Origin of the sequence: Pseudomonas fragi (genome assembly GCF_025426255.1) — a bacterium.
In the GTDB taxonomy this organism is placed as follows: Bacteria; Pseudomonadota; Gammaproteobacteria; order Pseudomonadales; family Pseudomonadaceae; genus Aquipseudomonas; species Aquipseudomonas kulmbachensis.
On sequence record NZ_CP104861.1, the window covers coordinates 2,974,867 to 2,996,482 of the forward strand.

Annotated in this window: 23 protein-coding genes; 14 read left to right on the plus strand and 9 right to left on the minus strand. The window is 57.4% G+C overall.

Going from position 1 to position 21,616, the window contains the following annotated elements; all coding sequences use genetic code 11:
• Window positions 1-74: 74 nt before the first annotated feature.
• The 3 genes from N7D90_RS13550 (at window position 75) to N7D90_RS13560 (ending at window position 2,702) form a co-directional block, all read left to right on the plus strand.
• Window positions 75-773, plus strand: coding sequence for a CoA transferase subunit A (locus N7D90_RS13550; protein WP_261738498.1), 699 nt, complete (start codon window positions 75-77; stop codon window positions 771-773).
• A gap of 62 nt (window positions 774-835) precedes the next feature.
• Window positions 836-1,495, plus strand: coding sequence for a CoA transferase subunit B (locus N7D90_RS13555; protein ID WP_261738499.1), 660 nt, complete (start codon window positions 836-838; stop codon window positions 1,493-1,495).
• A 25-nt stretch (window positions 1,496-1,520) separates the two neighbouring features.
• Window positions 1,521-2,702 carry an acetyl-CoA C-acetyltransferase gene (locus N7D90_RS13560; protein WP_261738500.1) on the plus strand — a complete coding sequence of 394 codons (1,182 nt, stop codon included), beginning with the start codon at window positions 1,521-1,523 and terminating at the stop codon, window positions 2,700-2,702.
• A gap of 80 nt (window positions 2,703-2,782) precedes the next feature.
• On the opposite strand, the gene N7D90_RS13565 is transcribed toward N7D90_RS13560, so the two are convergent.
• Window positions 2,783-3,232, minus strand: a complete 450-nt coding sequence (locus tag N7D90_RS13565) for a winged helix-turn-helix transcriptional regulator (protein WP_261738501.1) — start codon at window positions 3,230-3,232, stop codon at window positions 2,783-2,785.
• A 122-nt stretch (window positions 3,233-3,354) separates the two neighbouring features.
• Here N7D90_RS13565 and N7D90_RS13570 point away from each other — a divergent pair, with 122 nt between their 5' ends.
• The 4 genes from N7D90_RS13570 (at window position 3,355) to N7D90_RS13585 (ending at window position 5,979) form a co-directional block, all read left to right on the plus strand.
• Window positions 3,355-4,581: an MFS transporter gene (locus tag N7D90_RS13570; RefSeq protein WP_261738502.1), complete on the plus strand. Its 1,227-nt coding sequence runs from the start codon at window positions 3,355-3,357 to the stop codon at window positions 4,579-4,581.
• 177 nt (window positions 4,582-4,758) lie between these two features.
• Complete coding sequence (locus N7D90_RS13575) at window positions 4,759-5,052, plus strand: type II toxin-antitoxin system RelE/ParE family toxin (protein ID WP_261738503.1); 294 nt, start codon at window positions 4,759-4,761, stop codon at window positions 5,050-5,052.
• Between the two features lies 1 nt (window position 5,053).
• Window positions 5,054-5,374, plus strand: a complete 321-nt coding sequence (locus tag N7D90_RS13580; RefSeq protein WP_261738504.1) for an addiction module antidote protein — start codon at window positions 5,054-5,056, stop codon at window positions 5,372-5,374.
• Between the two features lie 125 nt (window positions 5,375-5,499).
• Entirely contained in the window at window positions 5,500-5,979 is a 480-nt protein-coding gene (locus N7D90_RS13585; RefSeq protein WP_261738505.1) for a hypothetical protein, read from the plus strand.
• Window positions 5,980-5,982: 3 nt separating this feature from the next.
• Here the strand turns inward: N7D90_RS13585 and N7D90_RS13590 are convergent, their stop codons facing one another.
• The 4 genes from N7D90_RS13590 to N7D90_RS13605 form a co-directional block, all read right to left on the minus strand.
• The gene (locus tag N7D90_RS13590; RefSeq protein ID WP_261738506.1) at window positions 5,983-7,008 is read right to left on the minus strand and encodes a GlxA family transcriptional regulator; all 1,026 of its coding nucleotides are present in this window, start codon (window positions 7,006-7,008) and stop codon (window positions 5,983-5,985) included.
• Window positions 7,009-7,123: 115 nt separating this feature from the next.
• Window positions 7,124-9,523 carry a TonB-dependent receptor gene (locus N7D90_RS13595; RefSeq protein WP_261738507.1) on the minus strand — a complete coding sequence of 800 codons (2,400 nt, stop codon included), beginning with the start codon at window positions 9,521-9,523 and terminating at the stop codon, window positions 7,124-7,126.
• A gap of 118 nt (window positions 9,524-9,641) precedes the next feature.
• Window positions 9,642-10,592: a FecR domain-containing protein gene (locus tag N7D90_RS13600; RefSeq protein ID WP_261738508.1), complete on the minus strand. Its 951-nt coding sequence runs from the start codon at window positions 10,590-10,592 to the stop codon at window positions 9,642-9,644.
• On the minus strand, window positions 10,589-11,098 hold the full coding sequence (locus tag N7D90_RS13605) for a sigma-70 family RNA polymerase sigma factor (RefSeq protein ID WP_261738509.1): 510 nt from the start codon (window positions 11,096-11,098) through the stop codon (window positions 10,589-10,591). Before N7D90_RS13605 ends, N7D90_RS13600 begins: the two co-directional genes overlap by 4 nt.
• Before the next feature lie 261 nt (window positions 11,099-11,359).
• Here N7D90_RS13605 and N7D90_RS13610 point away from each other — a divergent pair, with 261 nt between their 5' ends.
• Complete coding sequence (locus N7D90_RS13610) at window positions 11,360-11,899, plus strand: DUF1523 family protein (RefSeq protein ID WP_261738510.1); 540 nt, start codon at window positions 11,360-11,362, stop codon at window positions 11,897-11,899.
• Between the two features lie 5 nt (window positions 11,900-11,904).
• Here the strand turns inward: N7D90_RS13610 and N7D90_RS13615 are convergent, their stop codons facing one another.
• A complete protein-coding gene (locus tag N7D90_RS13615; protein ID WP_261738511.1) occupies window positions 11,905-12,768 on the minus strand; it encodes a sensor domain-containing diguanylate cyclase in 864 nt (287 codons plus the stop codon).
• Between the two features lie 181 nt (window positions 12,769-12,949).
• On the opposite strand from N7D90_RS13615, the gene N7D90_RS13620 reads away from it, so the two are divergent.
• Window positions 12,950-13,351 (plus strand): GFA family protein, encoded by a 402-nt coding sequence (locus N7D90_RS13620; protein ID WP_261738512.1) that lies wholly within the window; start codon window positions 12,950-12,952, stop codon window positions 13,349-13,351.
• On the opposite strand, the gene soxR is transcribed toward N7D90_RS13620, so the two are convergent.
• Entirely contained in the window at window positions 13,339-13,818 is a 480-nt protein-coding gene (gene soxR / locus N7D90_RS13625; RefSeq protein ID WP_261738513.1) for a redox-sensitive transcriptional activator SoxR, read from the minus strand. The genes N7D90_RS13620 and soxR overlap by 13 nt on opposite strands.
• A 114-nt stretch (window positions 13,819-13,932) precedes the next feature.
• Between soxR and N7D90_RS13630 the strand changes: the two genes are divergently transcribed.
• Complete coding sequence (locus N7D90_RS13630) at window positions 13,933-15,423, plus strand: MFS transporter (RefSeq protein WP_261738514.1); 1,491 nt, start codon at window positions 13,933-13,935, stop codon at window positions 15,421-15,423.
• A gap of 156 nt (window positions 15,424-15,579) precedes the next feature.
• On the opposite strand, the gene N7D90_RS13635 is transcribed toward N7D90_RS13630, so the two are convergent.
• The gene (locus N7D90_RS13635) at window positions 15,580-16,455 is read right to left on the minus strand and encodes a LysR family transcriptional regulator (protein WP_261738515.1); all 876 of its coding nucleotides are present in this window, start codon (window positions 16,453-16,455) and stop codon (window positions 15,580-15,582) included.
• 99 nt (window positions 16,456-16,554) lie between these two features.
• On the opposite strand from N7D90_RS13635, the gene N7D90_RS13640 reads away from it, so the two are divergent.
• On the plus strand, window positions 16,555-17,724 hold the full coding sequence (locus tag N7D90_RS13640; protein ID WP_261738516.1) for a mandelate racemase/muconate lactonizing enzyme family protein: 1,170 nt from the start codon (window positions 16,555-16,557) through the stop codon (window positions 17,722-17,724).
• 102 nt (window positions 17,725-17,826) lie between these two features.
• On the plus strand, window positions 17,827-19,134 hold the full coding sequence (gene dctA / locus N7D90_RS13645; protein WP_261738517.1) for a C4-dicarboxylate transporter DctA: 1,308 nt from the start codon (window positions 17,827-17,829) through the stop codon (window positions 19,132-19,134).
• A 56-nt stretch (window positions 19,135-19,190) separates the two neighbouring features.
• On the opposite strand, the gene N7D90_RS13650 is transcribed toward dctA, so the two are convergent.
• Entirely contained in the window at window positions 19,191-19,784 is a 594-nt protein-coding gene (locus N7D90_RS13650; RefSeq protein ID WP_261738518.1) for a TetR/AcrR family transcriptional regulator, read from the minus strand.
• Between the two features lie 101 nt (window positions 19,785-19,885).
• On the opposite strand from N7D90_RS13650, the gene N7D90_RS13655 reads away from it, so the two are divergent.
• Both N7D90_RS13655 and N7D90_RS13660 read left to right on the plus strand, forming a co-directional pair.
• A complete protein-coding gene (locus N7D90_RS13655) occupies window positions 19,886-20,644 on the plus strand; it encodes an SDR family oxidoreductase (protein ID WP_261738519.1) in 759 nt (252 codons plus the stop codon).
• A gap of 158 nt (window positions 20,645-20,802) precedes the next feature.
• Window positions 20,803-21,594, plus strand: coding sequence for a PhzF family phenazine biosynthesis protein (locus N7D90_RS13660; protein ID WP_261738520.1), 792 nt, complete (start codon window positions 20,803-20,805; stop codon window positions 21,592-21,594).
• Window positions 21,595-21,616 lie beyond the last annotated feature (22 nt).

A 21,616-nucleotide genomic window follows, 5' to 3' on the forward strand; every position in this document is an offset into this window, starting at 1 on the left:
AACAAATCAATCCCGTGCGGTAACACTCGCTACAAATGGCTAAGCACAGCCCACAAACAATAAAAGAGGTGCATATGGCAGGTTTCGACAAGCGCGTGGCGTCCTACGAGGAAGCCCTGGCCGGTCTCAAGGACGGCATGACTGTGATCTCTGGCGGCTTTGGCCTGTGCGGGATCCCGGAGAACCTGATCAACGAGATCAAGCGCCAGGGTATCCGCGACCTGACCGTGGTTTCAAACAACTGTGGGGTTGACGGTTTCGGTCTCGGTGTACTGCTCGAAGATCGCCAGATCAGCAAGGTGATCGCCTCGTATGTGGGTGAAAACGCCCTGTTCGAAAAGCAGCTGCTGAGCGGCGAAATCGAGGTGGAATTGACCCCTCAAGGCACCCTCGCCGAAAAAATGCGCGCTGGCGGTGCCGGTATCCCGGCATTTTTCACCGCCACCGGCGTCGGCACGCCCGTGGCCGACGGCAAGGAAACCCGTGAGTTCAAGGGCCGCGCCTACCTGATGGAAGAGTCCATCACCGGCGACTTCGCCATTGTCAAAGGCTGGAAAGCCGACCACTTCGGCAACGTGATCTACCGCCACACTGCACAGAACTTCAACCCGCTGGCCGCCACTGCGGGCAAGATCACCGTGGTTGAAGTCGAAGAAATCGTCGAACCCGGCGAGCTGGACCCGACGCAGATCCATACCCCAGGCATTTACGTCGACCGGATCATTTGCGGCACGTTCGAAAAACGTATCGAACAGCTCACCGAGCGTTCCTGATCCCACCTGAATTTGCCCAAGCCCCAGCCCAAAGCTCTTGACCCGGAGCACGGAGAATAAGAATGGCTCTTTCCCGCGAACAAATGGCTCAGCGCGTCGCCCGCGAAATGCAGGACGGCTTCTACGTAAACCTCGGTATCGGCATCCCGACCCTGGTGGCCAACTACATCCCCGAAGGCATGGAAGTCATGCTGCAATCGGAAAACGGCCTGCTTGGCATGGGCGCATTCCCCCGCGTCGGTGAAGCGGATGCCGACATGATCAACGCTGGCAAACAAACCGTCACCGCCCGTACGGGCGCGTCGATTTTCTCCTCGGCCGAATCGTTCGCGATGATTCGCGGCGGCCATATCGACCTCACCGTACTCGGCGCTTTCGAGGTCGACGTACACGGCAACATCGCCTCCTGGATGATTCCCGGCAAGATGGTCAAGGGCATGGGCGGCGCGATGGACCTGGTGGCGGGCGCGGATAACATCATCGTCACCATGACCCATGCCTCCAAGGACGGAGAGTCAAAATTGCTCTCGCGTTGCAGCCTGCCGCTGACCGGCGCCGGGTGCATCAAACGCGTACTGACCGACCTTGCCTACCTGGAAATCGACAACGGTGCGTTTATCCTCAAGGAACGCGCACCCGGCGTCAGTGTTGACGAGATCATCCGCAAAACCGCGGGCAAGCTGATCGTTCCGGACCACGTACCGGAAATGCAATTCGCCTGAACCGGCCATTTTTAGGAGAGATTTGATGCAAGAAGTCGTCATTGTCGCCGCTACTCGTACGGCGATTGGCAGTTTTCAGGGCGCGCTGGCCAATATCCCGGCAGCCGAACTCGGCGCTGCGGTGATCCGTCAGTTGCTGGCAAAAACTGGCCTCAAGGGTGATCAGGTAGATGAAGTAATCCTCGGCCAGGTGCTGACCGCAGGCTGCGGGCAAAACCCGGCACGTCAGGCGTCGATCCTTGCCGGGCTGCCCCACACGGTCCCGGCACTGACCCTCAACAAACTCTGCGGTTCCGGCCTCAAGGCCTTGCACCTGGCGACCCAGGCGATTCGTTGCGGCGATGCCGAGGTGATTATCGCCGGTGGCATGGAAAGCATGAGCCTGGCGCCCTATGTGCTGCCTGCCGCTCGCACCGGCTTGCGGATGGGCCATGCGAAGATGCTCGACAGCCTGCTGCACGACGGTTTGATGGACGCTTTCAACGATTACCATATGGGTATCACTGCCGAGAATCTGGCAGAAAAATACCACCTCAGCCGTGAACAACAGGACGCTTTCGCCGCCGCCTCGCAACAAAAAGCCAGCGCGGCCATCGAATCCGGGCGCTTCGCGGACGAGATCACGCCGATCCTGATTCCACAGCGCAAGGGCGATCCACTGTCCTTCGAGGTCGATGAACAACCCCGCGCCGGGATCACTGCCGAGTCGCTGGGCAAGCTCAAGCCAGCATTCAAGAAAGACGGCAGCGTCACCGCCGGCAACTCCTCGACCATCAATGATGGCGCCGCAGCCGTGGTGCTGATGAGTGCCGACAAGGCCAAGGCCTTGGGCCTGCCGGTACTGGCCCGGATCGCCGGTTATGCCAGCGCCGGTGTCGACCCGGCAATCATGGGTATCGGCCCGGTAGCGGCGACCCGCACCTGCCTGAGCAAGGCTGGCTGGGACCTCAACCAACTGGACCTGATCGAAGCCAACGAAGCCTTCGCCGCGCAATCGTTGGCGGTGGGCAAAGAGCTGGAATGGGATATGGCCAAGGTTAATGTCAACGGTGGCGCCATTGCTCTGGGCCACCCGATCGGGGCCTCAGGTTGCCGTGTGCTGGTGTCGCTGCTGCACGAGATGATCAAGCGCGACGCCAAAAAAGGCCTCGCCACCCTGTGCATCGGCGGCGGCATGGGCGTGGCCCTGGCCATCGAGCGCAGCTAAGGTGTAAAGCGTTCAAACAGCCAGCGTGCGGACCCACGATATCCAAGCGTTGGCTGGCACTACTCCCGGCGTGACTTCGGTCACGCCGGGTTTTTTTTGACCCGGGTTTGCTCGGGAGCAATCACCTGACCATCGTCAGTGACAGGTTGCATCAGGCCCAGCGGCAGGCCTGTGGCGCTGTCCACCAACTGCGAACGCGCCTCTTCGGGCTCGAACAAGTACTGCTCGGCCCATTGCCGAAATGCAACGACCACCGGGAACAGGCTCTCGCCCTTCGCCGTCAGCACGTACTCCTGGTACGAGGTCCCGTCTGATGCCGGGCGCACTTCAAAAATACCGGCCTCAACCAGGTTTTTCAGGCGGTTGGTCAATACGCTGCGCGCAACCCCCAGACCACTCTGGAAATCACCGAAACGCCGAACGCCATCAAACGCGTCGCGCACAATCAGCAACGACCAGCGATCGCCGATCAAGTCCACAGACCTGGCCACCGGACAGGTTGGCGCTGGATCAATGTGCTGCTTGGCCATACAGGCTCCTTTGCTTGCCTCGGAAATCAGATTGACTTCACGCAACAAGTTTTATTTTAAGACTGGTTAGCCTAGAATGAAACCAGTCTTATTTTGAGACTAGATTGCCAAGAGGTTTGCCCGTGCACAGTGATCATGTTTACCCAGCCCCTGCGGCAACTCCACGCGGGCTGGTCGCGCTGCTTGCTTGCGCCAGCGGGCTGAGCGTGGCCAACGTTTATTACGCCCAGCCGTTGCTGGATCAACTGGCTGCCGACTTTGCCATCAGCCCTGGCGCCGTTGGCGGGGTAATTACTGCCACCCAAATCGGCAGTGTACTGGCCTTGCTGCTGGTCGTGCCGCTGGGTGACCAGATCAACCGCCGCCGCTTGATGTTGGCCCAGATTGGCGCATTGATCGCGGCGCTTTTTTGCGTCGGCGCAACCCACTCCCCCGCGATCCTGCTTTTAGCCATGCTCGCGGTCGGGCTGTTGGGGACCGCCATGACCCAGGGCCTGATTGCCTTCGCCGCCACCTCGGCCTTGCCCCAGGAACGTGGCCGGGTGGTCGGCACGGTTCAAGGCGCAGTTGTGATTGGCCTGTTGCTGTCACGGTTGGCTGCCGGGCTGATCTCGGACCTGGCCGGGTGGCGTTGGGTTTACCTGGGTTCAGCGCTGGTGATGACGGTGCTCGGCTTGATCCTTTGCAGCGTCTTGCCGACGCAGCGACCTTCAGCCGCCCCGATGCCGTATCCACGACTGGTTTGGTCAATGTTTACGTTGCTCAAGCAAGACCGCGTGCTGCAAATCCGCGGCATGCTCGCGTTGTTTATTTTTGCAGTGCTGGGCATCTTCTGGAGTGCATTGGTGTTTCTCCTGACCCGGACGCCCTACGAGTTTTCGCACACCGCCATTGGCACATTCGGTCTGGTCGGTGTAGTGGGTGCGCTCGCCGCCACGCGCGCAGGCGTGTGGGCAGATAAAGGCCTGGGCCAATGGACAACCGGTGTATCACTGGGGTTGCTGATACTGGCCTGGTTTGCCCTGTGGCTCACCCCTTACTCGATGCTGTGGCTGGTCATCGGTGTGGTCATTCTCGACCTCGGCGCGCAGGCCATTCATGTGACCAACCAAAGCATGATCTTCAGCGCAAGTCCCGACTCACATAGCCGGGTCGTGGGTTGCTACATGCTCTTTTATGCTGTCGGCAGCGGGCTGGGAGCACTGGCATCCACGGCCCTATACGCAACTTACGGTTGGACTGGCGTGTGTGTACTTGGCGCCGGTGTCAGCGTGATAGCACTGGGGTTTTGGGCAGTCACATTGCGTTATATCCCTGGCGCGACTGAGCAACCGGCAACTTGTACTTAAAGACCTGCATCGGTGCCTGTCCTGTTATAGCTGCTCACATATCCACCCTGCTTCGATGAATCCCGGTTGCTAGTCTTTTTCCAGACAACCGGCGCGCAGCCACACCCACTCATCGGAGAATAGGATGCAGGCACGTATCAGTACTTGCCATCTGTCTCCAAATAGAGACAATCACTTATGAATCATGAAATACAGCAAACCAGGGTATTTGCTCTTTGGCTGCTGAATGTAAGAGATTTGCGTGCACGCATTGCCATCGCACGACGGATTGACCGGGTAATAACGGGCAACCTTGGAGACTTTAAATCCGTAGGCGATGGCGTATCCGAGCTGCGCATTGATGTCGGAGCCGGCTATCGCGTTTATTTCACCCTGCGCGGCGGCTCGATCGTGATTTTGCTGGCCGGGGGTGACAAGTCCACACAGCCTGCCGATATCCGCCAGGCAAAAAAAATGGCAAAGGAGATATAGCATGACCACTACACTGCTGCCGTTTGATATGGCAGAACTGCTGAACACCGACGAAGCCATCACTGAATACCTGACACAAGTGCTGGCCGAAGGCGACACTGACGAGCTTATCCGTGCCGTTGGCTACGTCGCAAAAGCCCGAGGCATGGCGCAAATTGCCAGTGACACAGGCCTTGGCCGTGCCAGTTTGTACAAAGCCTTCGCTCCGGGTGCCAAGCCCCGGTTTGAAACCGTGATTAAAGTGATGCATTCCTTGGGTATTGATTTGCAAGCAACAGCCCAACGCAGCAAAACCCGCAAATCCATGCCCACTACACGTTGACTAACCGCCTCGTCACAAGCGTTCACATATCCGCCCTATCGTGCCAAATGGCAGGCCGCTAGTCTTTTTTGGTGCAGTTGCGCCCACAGAGCTGCGCGTCCCCTTCCAAAAATAAAGGCACGCACATGACCAACACTCTTCACGCTTTTTTCCTGCTGCTGACAACCTTGCCCATTGGCGCTCAAGCGCATGAGTCTGAATCACTGACCCTTGTCACCCTCGCGGACGGCAACCGTGGGATCAAGAATGCTGTCGACATCGGCCCACCAGGTCCCTCGCAAGGCGATCTGTTTGTATTTGACCAACCCCTGATGAACGAAGCGCATCAGGATATCGGCACCAACAGTGGCTACTGCATCAATACAGTGCCCGCGGTTCACAGCCAGTGCCAATGGACCCTGTCCTTCACCGACGCTGCGGGAAAAGTTGAAGCCAGCATTGTTGTGGCAGGCCAAGAACATGAGGTCGGCACATCGGTGGTGGCGGTCATTGGCAGCACCGGGAATTACGCAGGCTTTACGGGTGAAATGAGTACGCAACCGAAGCCGGATGGCACCTTTAGCCAGACACTCAAGCTGGTGCGTCAGGGCCCAACGCCGCAGTGACCTCTACTTGACCAGACGGACTTCCTTGGACGGCCGGTAGCCAAAGTAGGCGCTGTAGCACTTGCTGAAATGACTGGGCGACACAAAGCCGCAGGCCACCAGCACATCGACCTGGGACAACTCGGTGTGTTGCAGTAACCGGCGCGCTTCGGTGATACGCAGCTCAAGGTAATAACGTTGTGGCGTGGTGCCCAGCTGCTCCTTGAACAGACGCTCGAGCTGACGCCGGGAGCGCCCGACAAACACGGCCAGTTGCTCAAGCTCCAACGGCTCTTCAAGGTTGGCATCCATCAGTTTCACCACTTCACGCAGCGGCGCACTGACGCAGATATTTTGCACCGGTTTGATCCGACGATAACGGGACTCTTCGAACGCCAGAATATCCTCGATGCCCTCGACCAGTGCCTTGTCGTGCAGCCCCTTGATCCAGCCCAATGCCATCTGGAAGGCTCCGGCAGGGCTTGAAGCGGTCAGGCGGTCGCGGTCAATAACGTAGGGCTCACTGGTAACCTGTGCCGCCCTGGCCACTTCAGCCAGGGCGGGTCGATGTTCGGGGTGAATCGCACACCTGTAGCCGTCCAGCAGCCCGGCACTGGCCAGGAACCAGGCACCGTTCCATAACCCACCCAAGGTGATGCCCGCGTTTGAAGCGGCGCGGAGCAAGCCGATCAGTTCGTCGCTGATCTTCAGCTCTGTCCTGTAGCCACCACAAATCACCAGCAGGTCCAGCTCATTGATCATCGAAGGATCAATCCGCGCATCGGGCCGGATCACCAGGCCCAGATCGCTGACTACTTCGCTGTCGCTCAGGCCATAGGTGCGTGCCGAAAACAAGTCGGCGCGCAGCAGGTTGGCGGTGATGATGCTGTCCAGAGCCTGGGTAAAGGCCGGTAGCGAAAAGTGCTCGAGCAGCACAAAACCGGTGCGAACCATTGGGCCTGTCTCAGCGGGGCTGTCTTTAAGATAGCGCAGGTTTTTGCCCTTCATGCCTGTGCTGAACTGACGTCGCTCGATCAAGGTCCGATCCATTTTTGTGCATTTATAAGGCGTAATGCTACCCGCCAGCAGGCGAAAAAGCTCCTGCTGGCGGTGCCTGCACGTTCGATGGCTACCCGGACCCGTTTGCCTGGTGAAAACGGTGCCCTCAGAACCCCACCGTTGCACTCAACAGATAAGTGCGCGGCGTCGAGAGGGTCAGGCCCGGCTCGCTGTCATCCGAGGCGCCCGCCGAGCTCCAGTAGCGCTTGCCCAGCACGTTCTCGACACTGGCCCGCAGGGTCACAGCCTTCTCATCGACCTTGAAGGCGTAACGCGCACCCACGTCGAAACGCTCCCACGCGTCGATTTCCTTGGTATTGCCCTGGTCCAGATACTGCGAGCTGGTGTAAATACCGCGCCCGGTGAGGGTCAGGCCCTGTACAGCCGGCACATCCAGCTCAGCTCCCAGATTGACGTTGTACTTGGGCGTGGCAGGCGCACGGTTACCGTCATATTTGCCGTCAAGGGTATCCGTCAGCTTGCTGTCGATGTACATCACCCCACCCAGCAGGCGCAGGCCCTTGCGCGGTTCGCCAAACACGCTCACTTCGGCCCCCAGGTTCTGCCGTTTGCCATTAGGACCAAAGACACTGGTCGTGGCATTGGTTTCGTAGGCAGGCTGCCTGATCCGGAACACACTGGCGGTGATCGCAAACGGGCCCGTGTCGTACTTGGCCCCGGCTTCAATTTGACGGCTGATAAACGGCGGGAAGATTTCATCTTCGTTGACCGAGATCGACGGCGCCGTCTTGCCCTGGCTCAGGCCTTCCATGTAGTTGGCGTACAGCGAGAGTTCGTCGGTGGCCTTGAACAGGATGCCCCCCGAAGGCGAGACCTTCTCTTCGTCGTAAGCGGTTTTGCTCTTGATGTCATTGTTCCAGTCATCAACCTTGACCCGCTGCCAGCGGGCGCCCAGGGTCAGGAGCAGACGATCGTCAAAAAAACCGAGGGTGTCGGACAACGCCACACCGCTGTAGCGACTCTCGGTGTAGACCTCGGGATCAAGACGCGTGGGCGTGCCGGGCGTCGGGGTTACAACGGGATCGTAGAGGTTGCTGGTCGACTCCGCATAACGGGCGCCACCATTGGTGAAGTCCATGTAGAAGTAACTCGCGGCCAGATTGACCTCATGGCTCACAGCACCGGTGTGGAACCAGTTGCGTACACCGGCTGAAGCCGTGCGCACATTCTCGTCACGGGTAAAATCGCGGGGCAGGACACGGAAGTCACCGGCATCGTTGCTCACTGAAACTGCATGGCGCAGGAACTCGTGGTTGCTTTTGCGGGCACCCACGGCACCATAGACCATGACCGAGTCGTTGACGTCATACTCGGCATTCACTGCGCCGAAGGTGTCCTTGGTGTGTGCCTGGGTCCAGGGTTCTGCGTAGTTATGGCGCACATCGTTGGCGTCCGGAACCTTGGCTTTGGGGCCAACCTGCACCCGCTCCTGCGGGGCGTCGGTGATGCGTTCGGTGCGGCCGATATCCGTCGACAGGCGCAAACGTTCGCCACGAAAATCCAGGCCCAGGACGGCCATCTCGCGGTCAACGCTCTGGTGGTCCCACTCGGTATCACCGGACTGTTTTACCCCGTTGAAACGCAAGCCGAACTGGTTCTCGTCACCAAACCTGCGGCCTATATCCACGGCACCGCCGACCTGACTGTTGGAGGCATAGCTGCCGGTGAATTCGGTAATCGGCTGGTCGGTGGCACGCTTGGGCACCACGTTGATACCTCCGCCCACACTGCCGCGCGGCGAGATGCCGTTGATCAGTTGGCTTGGCCCTTTGAGGATGTCGACGCGGTCGGCCATTTCCATGTCGATGGTGTAAGTCGGCAGGATGCCGTAGAGGCCGTTATAGGACACGTCGCTGTTGAACAGGCTAAAGCCACGAATGGTGAATTGCTCATAGCGCCCGCCCGCCGGGTTGGTTGCGCGCACCGACGGGTCGCTACCGATCAGGTCACCCAGGGTGCGGGCTTGCAGGTTCTTGACCGCCTCGCTGGTGTAGGTGGTCATGCTGAACGGGGTTTCCATAAAGTCCCGCGAGCCGAGCATGCCTTGCGAACCACGGCGTGCGACCTGGCCACCGGCGAACACTTCACCGCCCGCAGTACCGTCGGCACCGAGAACCGAGGTACTGGGCAGTTCTACGCTGCCTTGAGGGATAGGAATCAGGGTATAGGCCTGGTCGCCTGCGGGCACCAATTGCAGGCCGGAACCCTGCAGCAGCCGGGCAAAGCCCTCTTCTACCGCGAACGCGCCGGACAGGCCGTTGCTGTTGTGGCCGTTGACGAGCGCAGGGTCTACCGAGAGGTTGACTCCGGCCAACCCGGCGAAGCGGGTCAAGGCCGCACCCAAAGTTCCGGCTGGCACCTGATAGGTTCGGCGCTCGCTACTGTCGGCCCAGCTGCAGGCAATAAACAACGGACTGGCACTGAGGGTCACCACAAGACCCAATCGAAACAACGGGCGCAAGCGCAAGGACGGTACTGCAAGCATGGGACAAGGCTCTCGTATTTTATTCACTTGCCTTGGATGACCGCTGAGATGAAAAAAAGGGACAGCAAAATTTACTCAAAACCTGTAACCGCGGCAGCAGGTACAGGTTTTGGAGGGTTTACGCCTGCCTGTTTCGTGGTACCAGCGTGACCCAGTAACGCGTGCGTGTTTGCACTTGCAGCGGCAAGGTCGCGGCCAGTAGCGTCAGGATGCGGTCGGTATTGCCCAGCTGAAAACTGCCAGTCACCCGTAGTTGTTCAAGTGCCGGTTCCCAACGCAGTAAACCGGCGCGATAGCGGCTCAGTTCACGCAAGAAATCCCCCAAGGGCTGGTTTTGCGCCATCAGCACCTGCTCACGCCAGCCGGGCTGCAGCCGATCGAACTGACTTAGTGCCCCCGCTCCCGTCACGCCCAAGCTGACCTGCTGGCCTTCGTGCAACAGCAGCGCGGCCCCCTGTAATGGCTGCAATTGCGCCGTTCCGCTGATCACCGAGACCCTACAGTCGCCAGCTTCAAGACGCAGGCAAACTTCGCTGCGGCTGAGCGTGACCCGGCCATAAGGCACTTCGATGGTTAACGGCGCACTGCCTGCGACTTTCAGTGCCATTTCGCCGCGTACCAGCGTCAGCAACCGGGCGTTCATATCCACATTGACGGCACTGGCAGTATTGAGTTGCAGCATGCTGCCGTCGGCCAGCGGCACGCGGGTGTGCTCGCCGGTAGCGGTTTGCAGATCGGCGCGCCATACGTCCAGCGGCAACTGGCGTGTCACCAGCCAGGCGGTTGGCACCACAGCCGCCACACACAGTGCCTGCTTCAAGAGCGCACGCCGTCCAGGGTCAGGACGGTCAAGGGTGGCCATCGCCAACGCTGTGGGTAGCTTGTGGAAACGCTGGCGCAGCAATTGGGCCTTCTGCCATGCCGACTCGTGGGCACTGTTGCTATCGCGCCACTGTTGCAGATGCACGCGATCATGCTCGCAGGCTGTTCCGGACTCCATCAGCGCCAACCACTGGGCCGCGGCCCGGGCAACATTGCGCAGTTCGGATGAAGGGTCAGAGTGTTTCAAGCGTCCACCAACAGACAGTGCTCGTAAGCCTGGGCCATATAACGTTTGACCGTGCGCTCAGACACTTTCAGGCGTTCGGCTATCTGCCGATACCCCAGCCCTTCGAGCTGGCTCCAGAGAAACGCCCGACGCACCACTGGCGGCAAGCCGTTAAGCAACTCGTCCAGCGCCTGCAGGGTTTCAAGCAGTAACCAGCGCTGCTCGGGCGACGGCACACTCTCTTCGGGCAACTGCGCCAGCGCATCCAGATAGGCCTGTTCCAGGCTGCGCCGGGTGTAGAAGTTGCTCAGTAGACGCTTGCCCACCGTCAACAGATAGGCCCGCGGCTCACGTAAGTCAGCCAGGGGCTGGGTACTGGCAAGCACCCGAACAAAGGTGTCCTGGCTCAGGTCTGCCGCATCCCATGCGTTGCCCATGCGTCGGCGCAGCCAGTTTTCCAACCAACTGCTGTGATCGCGATACAGCGCATGCAGGGTCTGCTCTTTCGGTGTCGCGGCTTCCATCATCTCAAGAGCCCCTGTGCGTAGGACGAGGTAAATGAGAGTGATTCTAATTTGTGTTATATCTTTAAACCAAGCTCTTTTTCGTCAGGCTCAGCGCTTTGATGCTCCCAGCGGCGCTCTGCTGCGTAGATGAAGCACTAAACTGCTACAAATTATGTAGGCAACGTACTCAGAACTTGTAGTCCCCTGCACAGGCTGCGATAAGCTCCGCCATTAGTTCAATCAACAGCAATCAGGAATAATTGATATGTACGTGGTTTTTGCATGAAGTGGCTCAAGGGCATCATTCTGGGCACGGTCCTGCTTGCAGTCGGCGCCGTAGCGCTTGGGCTGTTTTACTTTCTTCCCCAGCACGATGTGGTGATGGTCACGGGGGTTGAAGTCAAACGGGTCGATCACAATGGCGTGATCAACGCTGAAAACCCGGCTGATGGCCCAACCCGGGATGTTTACTTCATCAACACTGAAGACCCGGTCACCAAGGAAGTCATGGTGTATCGCAACGAGGATACCGGCTGGTCCTTCCCCTGGTATTTCAAGTTCGATTCTGCCGATATCCAGGCCAAGGCCCAGGGGTACTCCCGCGATGCCGAGCAACTGGCACTGATTCGATACTACGGCTGGCGCATCAAGATCTTCTCGGTTTTTCCTAACATTACCGCGATCGAAGCCACCAAAACTCGCACTGAACCCTTCCCCTGGTTCAATACGGTGTTTTTCAGCGTGATGGCCCTGGGGCTGGTGTTTATTGCCGTATTTATCAAGCGCCGCGTGAAACGACGTCCGCAAATGCCGGTAAATTGATTGAATCACTCAGTTGAGCGGTGGTGCCTTTTAATCCGGTACATATCGTCATCGGCATGGTTGAGCAGCGTATCGGCGTCCTCCCCGTCCGCGGGGTAAAGGGCCACGCCGATACTGCAGGACGGCATTTTGATCGCGCCAAACTCGGCGCCAAGTGGCTCGGCCATTTTCATCAGAATCTGCTCCACCCGCTTGGACACGGCGTCCGGCGACTGGATATCGGTCAACAGAACCGTGAACTCATCACCGCCCATCCGGGCTACCGTGTCCGTCTCTCTTACGCAGCCTTCCAGCCGTCGCGCCGTCATGCAGAGCACGCTATCGCCCATTGCATGCCCATGAACATCATTGATCCCCTTGAACTCATTGAGGTCCAGAAACAGCAAGGCCAGCGTGCTCTTGTGCTGGCGTGCCTCGCGCAGGGCCGCGTCCAACCGCTCATTGAACAGCGAGCGGTTGGTCAGCTTTGTCAGCGGATCATGATGGGCGAGGAAGCGTAATTCATCCTCCGCCTGCCTGAGTGCCGTTATGTCTCGCGCGACACCGATCCGCGCCCCGACCTCCATGGACCAGAAGGCAGCCCACAGGATATGCACGATACCTCCATCCTTGCGGATGTAACGGTTACGAAAATCCATGTGGGATTGACCATTCATGACCCGGGCAATGGAGGCATGCGAGGCTTCCAGATCATCAGGGTGCATATAATCGGTAATTGTGGTTCCCGTCAGCTCGGACGCACGGTAGCCGAGCAATGCCTCACAGGCATCACTCACAAAAACGATCTGGTTGTCCCTGTCGACCACAAACACCGTATCCAGCATCAGATGGACCAGTTTGGGATAGAGCGCTAGGAGGTCAACGGCCATAGGTCACGGGCATCCAATTGGAAGTCGTCTTGATAATAGACTGATGGCTAAATAATGGCCAAGCAACCATTTCAAATGGCCCTATCGACCTCAATGTCCGAGGTTGTAAAAGAAAGCCGTCGCGAGACGGACCAAGCCGAGATAGTTAAGATTGCGTTTTTTCACCTGCACGGACGGGCACATGACTGAGGTATACCAAGGAAGCTGCCTGTGCGCAGCGGTCAGATATGAACTGCTCACTGCGCCAAAAGCAGTGAGTCATTGCCATTGCAGCCAGTGCCGTAAAGGTCACGGTGCGGCATTTGCTTCGTATGCCAGCGTCCCCCGCAGTGCGCTTCGGATACTTGAAGGCGCCACCAGCATTACAGCCTATCGCTCCTCGGCGACGGTGTTGCGCGAGTTCTGCACCCGGTGCGGCTCGACCTTGTTCTGGTCACGCTCAGAAGGCGAATTTGCCGACTGGGTTTCGATAGCACTGGGCACACTCGACACGCCCTTCGCCACTCAAAAACAGAAACACCTGCATCATGCCTGCGCCGTCCAGTGGTATACGCCAGCCAACTCTGGCCCTCAGGTTGACTGACTACCCGGATCGGCAGGCGGGGTGTCTTGTTCCAGTAAGACGGCACCTTCACCCTGCAGACGCAAATGATCGCCTGGGTTGCGCAGAGGGCAGTCCTCCATCGACAGGCATCCGCAGCCGATACACCCATCGAGCTGATCACGAAGCTGGGTAAGGCTGTGAATCCGTTCAGTCAACATGTCCCGCCAATTAGTGGAAAGGGACGCCCAGTCTTTTGCAGTTAGAGGTCTTCCAGCGGGTAGCTCGTCCAGCGCAGCCTTGATTGCAGCCAGCGGTATACCCGCACGCTTCGCAATCTTGATGATGGCAATGCGCCGAAGAGTATCGCGAGCATAACGACGCTGGTTGCCTGCAGTCCGCTGCCCCTGAATCAGTCCCTTGGCTTCGTAGAAGTGGACGGTCGCTATTGTAACGCCCGATCGGCGGGCTAACTCTCCTACCGAAACAGGTACGCGCACATCGATCATGGATTCCTGGCCCCCTCTTGACCTCATCTATACATGAGGTTTTATAAAGAGTGTCGGCTTGCCTTTGCAAGCCTTCATTCGCTGGGGCGGGTGAGTTCTCGAAGTGGAGCCAACATGGACAAGCGTCACATCCCATCTGATCAACCCTCACACAACAGATCGAACCCATGGGCATCTGGAGATAACGCGCCCTCAACTACAGGCTGGGGAGCACTGCTCTCTGGTACAAATGGCGTGCGTTCGCTTGCGCTCGCAGGCGGCGTCGTCCTGCATGCGGTCAATGTTTATATTTCCACGACAATTCTGCCATCTGTCGTAAGGGACATCGGCGGTATCGACTACTACGCCTGGAATACCACACTGTTCGTTGCAGCCTCGATTCTCGGCTCGGCGTTGTCGGCGCGATTACTCATTCGCGCGGGGCCACGCGGCGCTTACGTCAGCGCAACCCTGGTATTTGCAATTGGTACGCTCATCTGCGCATTCGCCCCCTCAATGCCTGTCATGCTTGCCGGACGACTGATTCAGGGGCTAGGCGGCGGATTTCTGTTCGCGCTGTCCTATGCCATGATCAGGCTGGTCTTCAATGAAAGCCTATGGCCGCGCGCAATGGCCTTGGTCTCCGGAATGTGGGGAGTGGCAACGCTCGTTGGCCCTGCCGTAGGCGGGGTCTTCGCGGAACTCGGTATATGGCGGGCTGCGTTTTGGTCGCTGATTCCAGTCGCACTACTGTTCGCCCTGCTCGCTGTGGCCGTACTGCCCAAACGCAGCACACAGAGCACTGCCCCCTCCCCGCTTCCTCTCACCCAACTGGTCCTTCTGACATCGGCTGTTCTCGTCGTGTCGGCTGGCAGCGTCTCGGCAACCTTCCTCTGGAACATGGTCGGTCTGGCGGCGGCCGTCATCCTGACAGCCTTGTTGGTCACAACGGAAAGCCGCGCCCGACACAGGCTGCTGCCACAAGATGCATTGCGCATCACATCAGCCTTGGGGGCGCTTTATGCAACTATGTCGTTGCTGGCGATAGCCGTTACCAGTGGCGAAATATTTGTGCCGTTATTCCTTCAGGTTCTCCACCACCAGTCACCGCTCGCCGCTGGCTATCTTGCAGCGCTGATGGCGGCCGGGTGGACCCTGGGTTCACTGGCAAGCGCCGCCGTGAGCGGTAGAAACATCCGGCGCGCGATCCTCGCTGGCCCAATCCTTGGATTAGCGGGCATGGTTGCGCTTGCCGTTTTGATGCGAACTGAAACTGAAGGTGGCTGGCAGGCACTTACCCCTATCTGCCTTGCATTGGTCGCAATCGGGCTGGGCGTAGGGCTGGCTTGGCCGCATCTGCTGACCCGCGTCTTTCAGGTGTCTACGGCGGGGGAACAGGACCTGGCAGCCGCTTCGATCACAACCGTGCAGCTGTTCGCTACAGCGCTCGGTGCGGCGCTGGCGGGAATGGTGGCAAACCTCGCTGGCCTGACTGATCCCGGAGGCGTCGGCGGCGTATCAAGAGCAGCAACCTGGCTTTTTGGAGTGTTCGCACTCGCACCGGTTCTTGGTGTTTTTACGGCCTTGCGTGTAGTGCGGCATCGGCTGAATCGCCCCAAGTTTTAGGAGCTCGCTAAGTGCTCAAATGCACGGTCGTCTATAGAGGCAGACGACCGTGTGCTACGGGGCGAAAGCGGCCTGTTACGGCTTCACAGTTTCGGCCAGGAACGGTCAAGGATAGACGTTCCATCTGTATGTAAAAAGGCCGGTAGCCCAGTGGATCTAGCCACTCAACTTGGCCCAGAACTCTTCTGCAGAAGGGCAAATAGCCGCTGTAGGGCGGGTTAGATGAATCTCTAAAGGAATATCCCAGCTTTCGTCGAGCGCCCTGACAAGGCGCCCATCAGCCATTTCCTGTTCTGTCAGGCTTTTGGGCAACCAGGCGACGCCTTTGCTCTCCAATGCCATTGACATCAAAACGGCGGCAAGGTGACTGCTGAAAAGAGGTTTAAGATGAAGATAATCTTCTTTGCCGTGGAGTCGGTGAGCGACGATTCGGCCTAACCCCGACTCGTGGGTATAGGCCAGGTAAGGCAGTGTTTCAGGAGAAGTACCAAAATTGGCAGAGGCGCTCGCCAGTGGCACGAGTACATCCCCTCCGACCTTCTTTCCAATGAACTGATCAGGTGCTAGCAAGGGTGGGACGTCGGGGTGGCGATGGCAAAGCAGGAATTGAACCTGACCGTGGATTAGCATCTGCTCGCAAACAGCCATGCTGTCTGAATATAGACGTACCGAATCTATCGGCGCGCCATTTTCTGCACCTCTCAACCATCGTGGGAAGAAGGTGAATGACAAGGAGTGTGTGGCTGCAAATTGCAGTGTTTTGGCGGCTACCCCAGCCACCTCCTGTGCCTCGGAACGCATCAGGTACAAACCTCTAGCAGCCTCTTGGGCACTAGACAAAATCTGTCTTCCTGCCTCGGTTAAGGTCGCGCCTTGGGGCGTGCGAACAAACAACTCGACGCCCATCCAGTTCTCCAGGGAACGGACTCTACGACTGAAAGCAGGCTGAGTAACGTGGCGAGCTTCAGCCGCCCGAACAAAGCTGCCGTACTCCGCAAGCGCTGAAAAATCCTCTAACCAAACGAGTTCCAAGGGCAATGCCTCCTGTGCATAGGGCGCGGCATTAATAGCATTGGGCGGGGATCATCGCAAAGCATAACGTGGGGTCACAAACAACAAGAGGAACCCGCCATGCGTATCGTAGACATCCGTGAAAAAACTGTCTCTATTGCTTCCCCAATTGCTAACGCCTATATCGACTTCTCCAAAATGACCTGCTCGGTCGTCGCTGTCATCACGGACGTAATTCGCGATGGTAAACCCGTCATCGGCTACGGTTTCAACTCCAACGGTCGCTATGGCCAGGGTGCTCTGATGCGTGATCGTTTCCTGGCGCGTATCACGGAGGCTGATCCGGACACCCTTGTCGACCATGAAAACAACAACCTGGATCCGTTCGCCATCTGGAAAGCCCTGATGACCAACGAGAAGCCAGGCGGCCACGGCGAGCGATCGGTCGCAGTTGGCACCATCGACATGGCTGTATGGGATGCAGTGGCCAAGATTGAAGGCAAACCTCTGTATCGCCTACTGGCTGACCGTTACCGTAACGGCGTGGCAGATGACAAGGTCTGGGTCTATGCAGCCGGTGGCTATTACTACCCCGGCAAAGACCAGACTAAACTCAAGGCAGAAATGCAAAGCTACCTGGATCGCGGCTACGACGTCGTCAAAATGAAGATCGGTGCAGTGCCGCTGGACGAGGATATCCGTCGCATCGAAGCTGTACTTGAGGTGGTAGGCGATGGTCGCCGGTTGGCAGTCGATGCTAATGGGCGCTTCGATCTTCAGACTGGTATTGCTTACGCTGAGGCGATCAAACAGTACAACCTGTTCTGGTACGAGGAGATTGGCGACCCTCTGGATTACGCACTCCAGGCTGAGCTGGCCAATCACTATGAATTACCCATGGCTACCGGTGAAAACCTGTTCTCCCACCAGGATGCTCGTAACCTGCTGCGCCACGGAGGTATGCGCCCTGATCGCGACTTCCTCCAATTCGACTGTGCCCTGTCCTACGGGTTAGTAGAGTACATGCGCACCCTCAAGGTGATGGAAGAAATGGGCTGGTCTTCCCGACGCGTAGTTCCGCATGGCGGCCACCAGATGTCCCTGAACATCGCAGCAGGCCTGCACCTGGGCGGCAACGAATCCTACCCGGACGTGTTCCAGCCTTTCGGCGGTTTCGCTGACGGCATCCGCGTCGAAAATGGCTACGTCGGTCTGCCGGATATTCCAGGTGTTGGCTTCGAAGCCAAGTCCGCCTTGTACGCAGTAATGCGTGAGTTAGGCGAAGGCTAATCGCCCTCAATCTGCGGTCTCTTGTAAAGAGGCCGCAGAATCCGGCGTCCCCCACTGACGCCAAGCCACACGCCCATCACAAAAATAAAATGAGGTGCTTACGTGGAAATTTCCAAGTCACACTGGTATAGCCAGCTGTATGTGCAAGTGCTGATCGGCATTGTGATCGGTGCCGCCATCGGTTACTTCATGCCTGATATTGGAGCCAAGCTCCAACCGTTTGCCGATGGTTTCATCAAACTCATCAAAATGCTGTTGGCGCCTATTATTTTCGGTACGGTGGTCGTCGGTATCGCGAAAATGGGCAGTATCAAGGAAGTTGGACGGATTGGTGTGAAAGCGCTGATCTACTTCGAGATTCTTTCAACCATCGCCCTCGTCGTCGGCCTTATTGTGGTCAACATCGTGAAGCCTGGTGCAGGTATGAACATCAATGCTAGCGCGCTTGATGGAAGTGCAGTCAGTAAATACAGCCAAGCTGCCAGTGAGCAAGGTGGCACCATTGATTTCTTCCTCAATATCATCCCGCATACATTCATCGGCGCCTTCTCGAATGGTGTAATGCTTCAGGTTATCCTGCTTTCAGTACTAATGGGTGTTGCTCTGGTTCAAATGGGCGAAACCAGCAAACCGCTAATCAACACCATTGATCTGTTCCTGCAAGGTCTGTTCAAGATCGTTGCAATGGTCATGCGCTTGGCGCCAATTGGTGCTGGTGCCGGTATGGCGTTCACTATCGGCAAGTACGGGATTGGTACCTTGCTGTCACTCGGCCAGTTGCTGGTCGCGCTCTACATCACAACCTTGATTTTCATCGTGGTGGTGCTGGGTACTGTTGCCAGATGGTCAGGCATGCCGCTCATGCAATTTCTTCGTTATTTCAAAGATGAAATTCTCATCACGCTTGGCACCTGCTCAACCGAAGCCGTACTGCCGCGCATGATGGTGAAGCTTGAAAAGCTTGGCTGCAAAAAATCAGTAGTGGGCATGGTGTTGCCAACGGGGTACACCTTTAATGCAGACGGCACCTGCATCTATCTCACCATGGCCGCCATCTTTATCGCCCAAGCGACCAATACGCCACTGACGTTTGTGGATCAGATGATTTTGCTCGGTGTATTCCTGCTGACATCAAAAGGCTCGGCTGGCGTTGCGGGTGCAGGGTTTGTGACGCTGGCTGCAACACTCACAACCATCCATTCAATCCCTCTCGTAGGCCTTGTTTTGCTCTTGGGCATTGACCGGTTCCTGAACGAAGCGAGGGCCGTAACCAACCTGATCGGTAACGGCATCGGCACCATCGCCATTGCCAAGTGGGATAACTCGTTTGATGTCGAGGCCTGCGAGCGTGAAATCGCCGCAATGAAACACGAAAAGGCGCAAAGGAAGATGTTACTGGCGCAAAAATAATCCGTCACACGCTCCGGTCATTCCGCGTCAGGAACGGTTATGACCGGTTCCGATTTTTAAGGTTGCGCGTTTCTCTTTAAGCTTTCGGGGCTGCCAGCGCACAGACCATCCATCACCAAGGTCATCAATCTGGCGAGACGCGAGCGCCAGTCGCTCTGGGAGTCCATTTGCCATATTCCAGCAATGGCGAGAAAAAAGTCGTCGTTAGTAATCCCGCTACGAATCGTTCCGGCTTTCTCATTTGCCCTCAAAAGCGACTCGGCAGCTGCTTGAACTGGTGCGTATCCTGACTTCCCCGGGAACTCGTAAATAGACGCAGCTTGTTGTATTGCGGTAGCAAGTCCTGCTTTTGTCATTGCATATTCAGCGAGGCAGTCCATCCATTCTCGGAGGGCCTCCTTAGGTGGTTTTATCGCCAGGAGCTGTTCCGCTAACGAGGCTACCTGCTGCATCTCGAATTGATAAACCTCGAATACCAGCTTCTCTCTGGTGGCGAAGTGCCGATAGAACGTGCCCTGCCCCACCCCTGCCTTCTTCGCAATCGTGCTCAACGGAACCGCAGGATCACGAGTCAGCTCCACCACCGCGACCTCCAGAATCCGTTCACGGTTTTTCTTGGCGTCAGAACGCATCACCAAATCGTCAGTCATGAGCAAAATTTTCCTTGAGCGCATTGCTAAACGGACAATTGTCCGATACATTTTTCTCAAGCGGACACCTGTCCACTTAAGCATCGTTTCTGGAGTTTACTATGAACAGCACTGGCAATACGATTCTGGTCACTGGCGGCACCTCGGGTATCGGCCTTGGTCTGGCGCTTAGGCTTCACAAGGCAGGCAACAAAGTCATCATCGCGGGACGTCGCAAAGCTCTGCTCGACAAGATCACGTCGCAGCACCCAGGTATTGAATCAGTATTGCTCGACGTTTCCGATCCACAATCCATCCAGCGCAGCAGCGAAACGCTTGCGATCAGCCATCCGAATCTAAACGTTCTTATAAACAACGCTGGAATCATGCACTGGGAGGATCTGACTGATCCGCAAAGCCTAAGCACAGCCGAAGATATCGTGACAACGAACTTACTGGGCACGATCCGCATGGTGTATGCATTTACTCCCCACCTGCTCACGCAGTCCAGTGCAACGATTGTGAATGTAAGCTCGGCTTTGGCATTCGTACCGCTGCCTGCAACACCGACCTACAGCGCAACCAAAGCGGCAGTTCACTCGTTCACTCAAAGCCTTCGAGTTCAGCTGGAAGCCTCATCAGTCGAGGTTATCGAGCTTGCGCCACCGGGTGTGCGTACCACTTTGCTTGGGCAGGAAAACGACGAGCACGCAATGCCGTTGGAGGCGTTTTTGGATGAAATCTTCGAGCTGCTCGAGATCTCTCCGACCCCACGCGAACTGATCGTCGAACGTGCCAAGCCATTACGGTTTGCTGAAGCGAGTGGCTCACATGATGAAGTGTTGAAAATGCTTGCGGGATACAAACCACCGGCAGAGTGACGGTAAGCTTCGGCGCACGCGCTGTTACCAAGGAAGAGGCTGCCGAGGAACAAGCCCCAAGCAGCCGCTGTATGCTCCAGAAAACGCGGCTCTGTCACTACTGAAAGTTGCTGCATGACTGCTAGGGTGCGCCTTACCCACACCGACTGGATTCAGCCATGCAGCTTAACCTCTACCAAATCGACGCATTCACCTCCACGGTATTCTCGGGCAGCCCGGCAGCCGTGGTTCCTCTTGAAGCCTGGCTACCTGTCGAGGTCATGCAGTCGATTGCCATTGAAAATTCGCTGCCGGAAACTGCGTTCTATGTGCTTAACCAGAGCGGACAATACGAAATCCGCTGGTTCTCGCCATTCACTGAGATCGACTTCTGCGGCCACGCCACGCTGGCAAGCGCTTTTGTGCTGTTCAATCAGCCCGGTGCCAGCAAGTCCATCACGTTCTGGGCCAAGGCAGTTGGAGAAATTCCGGTCACCCAGTTACCTGGCGGCGAGATAGAGTTGAATTTCCCCGAACTCGCTCCCCGCCCGCTGGTTGATGTGCCTGCCCAGTTGCTCGAAGGTCTTTCGATCACACCCAACGAATATTGGGTCAGCCGCCAAGCCTACTTTGCGATTTATACCGATCAACAGCAGGTCGAGAGCGTGGTGCCGCGACTCGATAAGCTGAAAGAGCTGGGCCCGCGGGATGTGGTCGTCACTGCGCCCGGTCAACAGTACGATTTTGTCTCGCGCTACTTCTGGCCAGCCAACGGTGGCGATGAGGATCCTGTCACCGGATCCATTCATGCAGGGTTGGCTCCGTTCTGGGCAAAACGCTTGAACAAGTCGCGGTTGTTAGCGTTGCAGGCCTCCCGTCGGCGCGGTGTGCTGGACTGCCGGGTTGATGACGGCCGGGTATTTGTCTCAGGGCGGGCGGTGCAATATCTGGAAGGGATTATTAACCTGTAAGCGCCAGGTGAAGGCGCAATGA

What these genes read in the sequence shown, in the direction of transcription:
- N7D90_RS13610 (WP_261738510.1), top strand. Translation starts at nt 11,360, where the DNA reads ATGAAGTGGCTCAAGGGCATCATTCTGGGCACGGTCCTGCTTGCAGTC.
- N7D90_RS13585 (WP_261738505.1), top strand. Translation starts at nt 5,500, where the DNA reads ATGACCAACACTCTTCACGCTTTTTTCCTGCTGCTGACAACCTTGCCC.
- N7D90_RS13550 (WP_261738498.1), top strand. Translation starts at nt 75, where the DNA reads ATGGCAGGTTTCGACAAGCGCGTGGCGTCCTACGAGGAAGCCCTGGCC.
- N7D90_RS13630 (WP_261738514.1), top strand. Translation starts at nt 13,933, where the DNA reads ATGGACAAGCGTCACATCCCATCTGATCAACCCTCACACAACAGATCG.
- N7D90_RS13650 (WP_261738518.1), bottom strand. Translation starts at nt 19,784, where the DNA reads ATGACTGACGATTTGGTGATGCGTTCTGACGCCAAGAAAAACCGTGAA.
- N7D90_RS13560 (WP_261738500.1), top strand. Translation starts at nt 1,521, where the DNA reads ATGCAAGAAGTCGTCATTGTCGCCGCTACTCGTACGGCGATTGGCAGT.
- N7D90_RS13595 (WP_261738507.1), bottom strand. Translation starts at nt 9,523, where the DNA reads ATGCTTGCAGTACCGTCCTTGCGCTTGCGCCCGTTGTTTCGATTGGGT.
- N7D90_RS13615 (WP_261738511.1), bottom strand. Translation starts at nt 12,768, where the DNA reads ATGGCCGTTGACCTCCTAGCGCTCTATCCCAAACTGGTCCATCTGATG.
- N7D90_RS13555 (WP_261738499.1), top strand. Translation starts at nt 836, where the DNA reads ATGGCTCTTTCCCGCGAACAAATGGCTCAGCGCGTCGCCCGCGAAATG.
- N7D90_RS13640 (WP_261738516.1), top strand. Translation starts at nt 16,555, where the DNA reads ATGCGTATCGTAGACATCCGTGAAAAAACTGTCTCTATTGCTTCCCCA.
- N7D90_RS13565 (WP_261738501.1), bottom strand. Translation starts at nt 3,232, where the DNA reads ATGGCCAAGCAGCACATTGATCCAGCGCCAACCTGTCCGGTGGCCAGG.
- N7D90_RS13655 (WP_261738519.1), top strand. Translation starts at nt 19,886, where the DNA reads ATGAACAGCACTGGCAATACGATTCTGGTCACTGGCGGCACCTCGGGT.
- N7D90_RS13660 (WP_261738520.1), top strand. Translation starts at nt 20,803, where the DNA reads ATGCAGCTTAACCTCTACCAAATCGACGCATTCACCTCCACGGTATTC.
- N7D90_RS13575 (WP_261738503.1), top strand. Translation starts at nt 4,759, where the DNA reads ATGAATCATGAAATACAGCAAACCAGGGTATTTGCTCTTTGGCTGCTG.
- soxR (WP_261738513.1), bottom strand. Translation starts at nt 13,818, where the DNA reads ATGATCGATGTGCGCGTACCTGTTTCGGTAGGAGAGTTAGCCCGCCGA.
- N7D90_RS13580 (WP_261738504.1), top strand. Translation starts at nt 5,054, where the DNA reads ATGACCACTACACTGCTGCCGTTTGATATGGCAGAACTGCTGAACACC.
- N7D90_RS13620 (WP_261738512.1), top strand. Translation starts at nt 12,950, where the DNA reads ATGACTGAGGTATACCAAGGAAGCTGCCTGTGCGCAGCGGTCAGATAT.
- N7D90_RS13590 (WP_261738506.1), bottom strand. Translation starts at nt 7,008, where the DNA reads ATGGATCGGACCTTGATCGAGCGACGTCAGTTCAGCACAGGCATGAAG.
- N7D90_RS13605 (WP_261738509.1), bottom strand. Translation starts at nt 11,098, where the DNA reads ATGATGGAAGCCGCGACACCGAAAGAGCAGACCCTGCATGCGCTGTAT.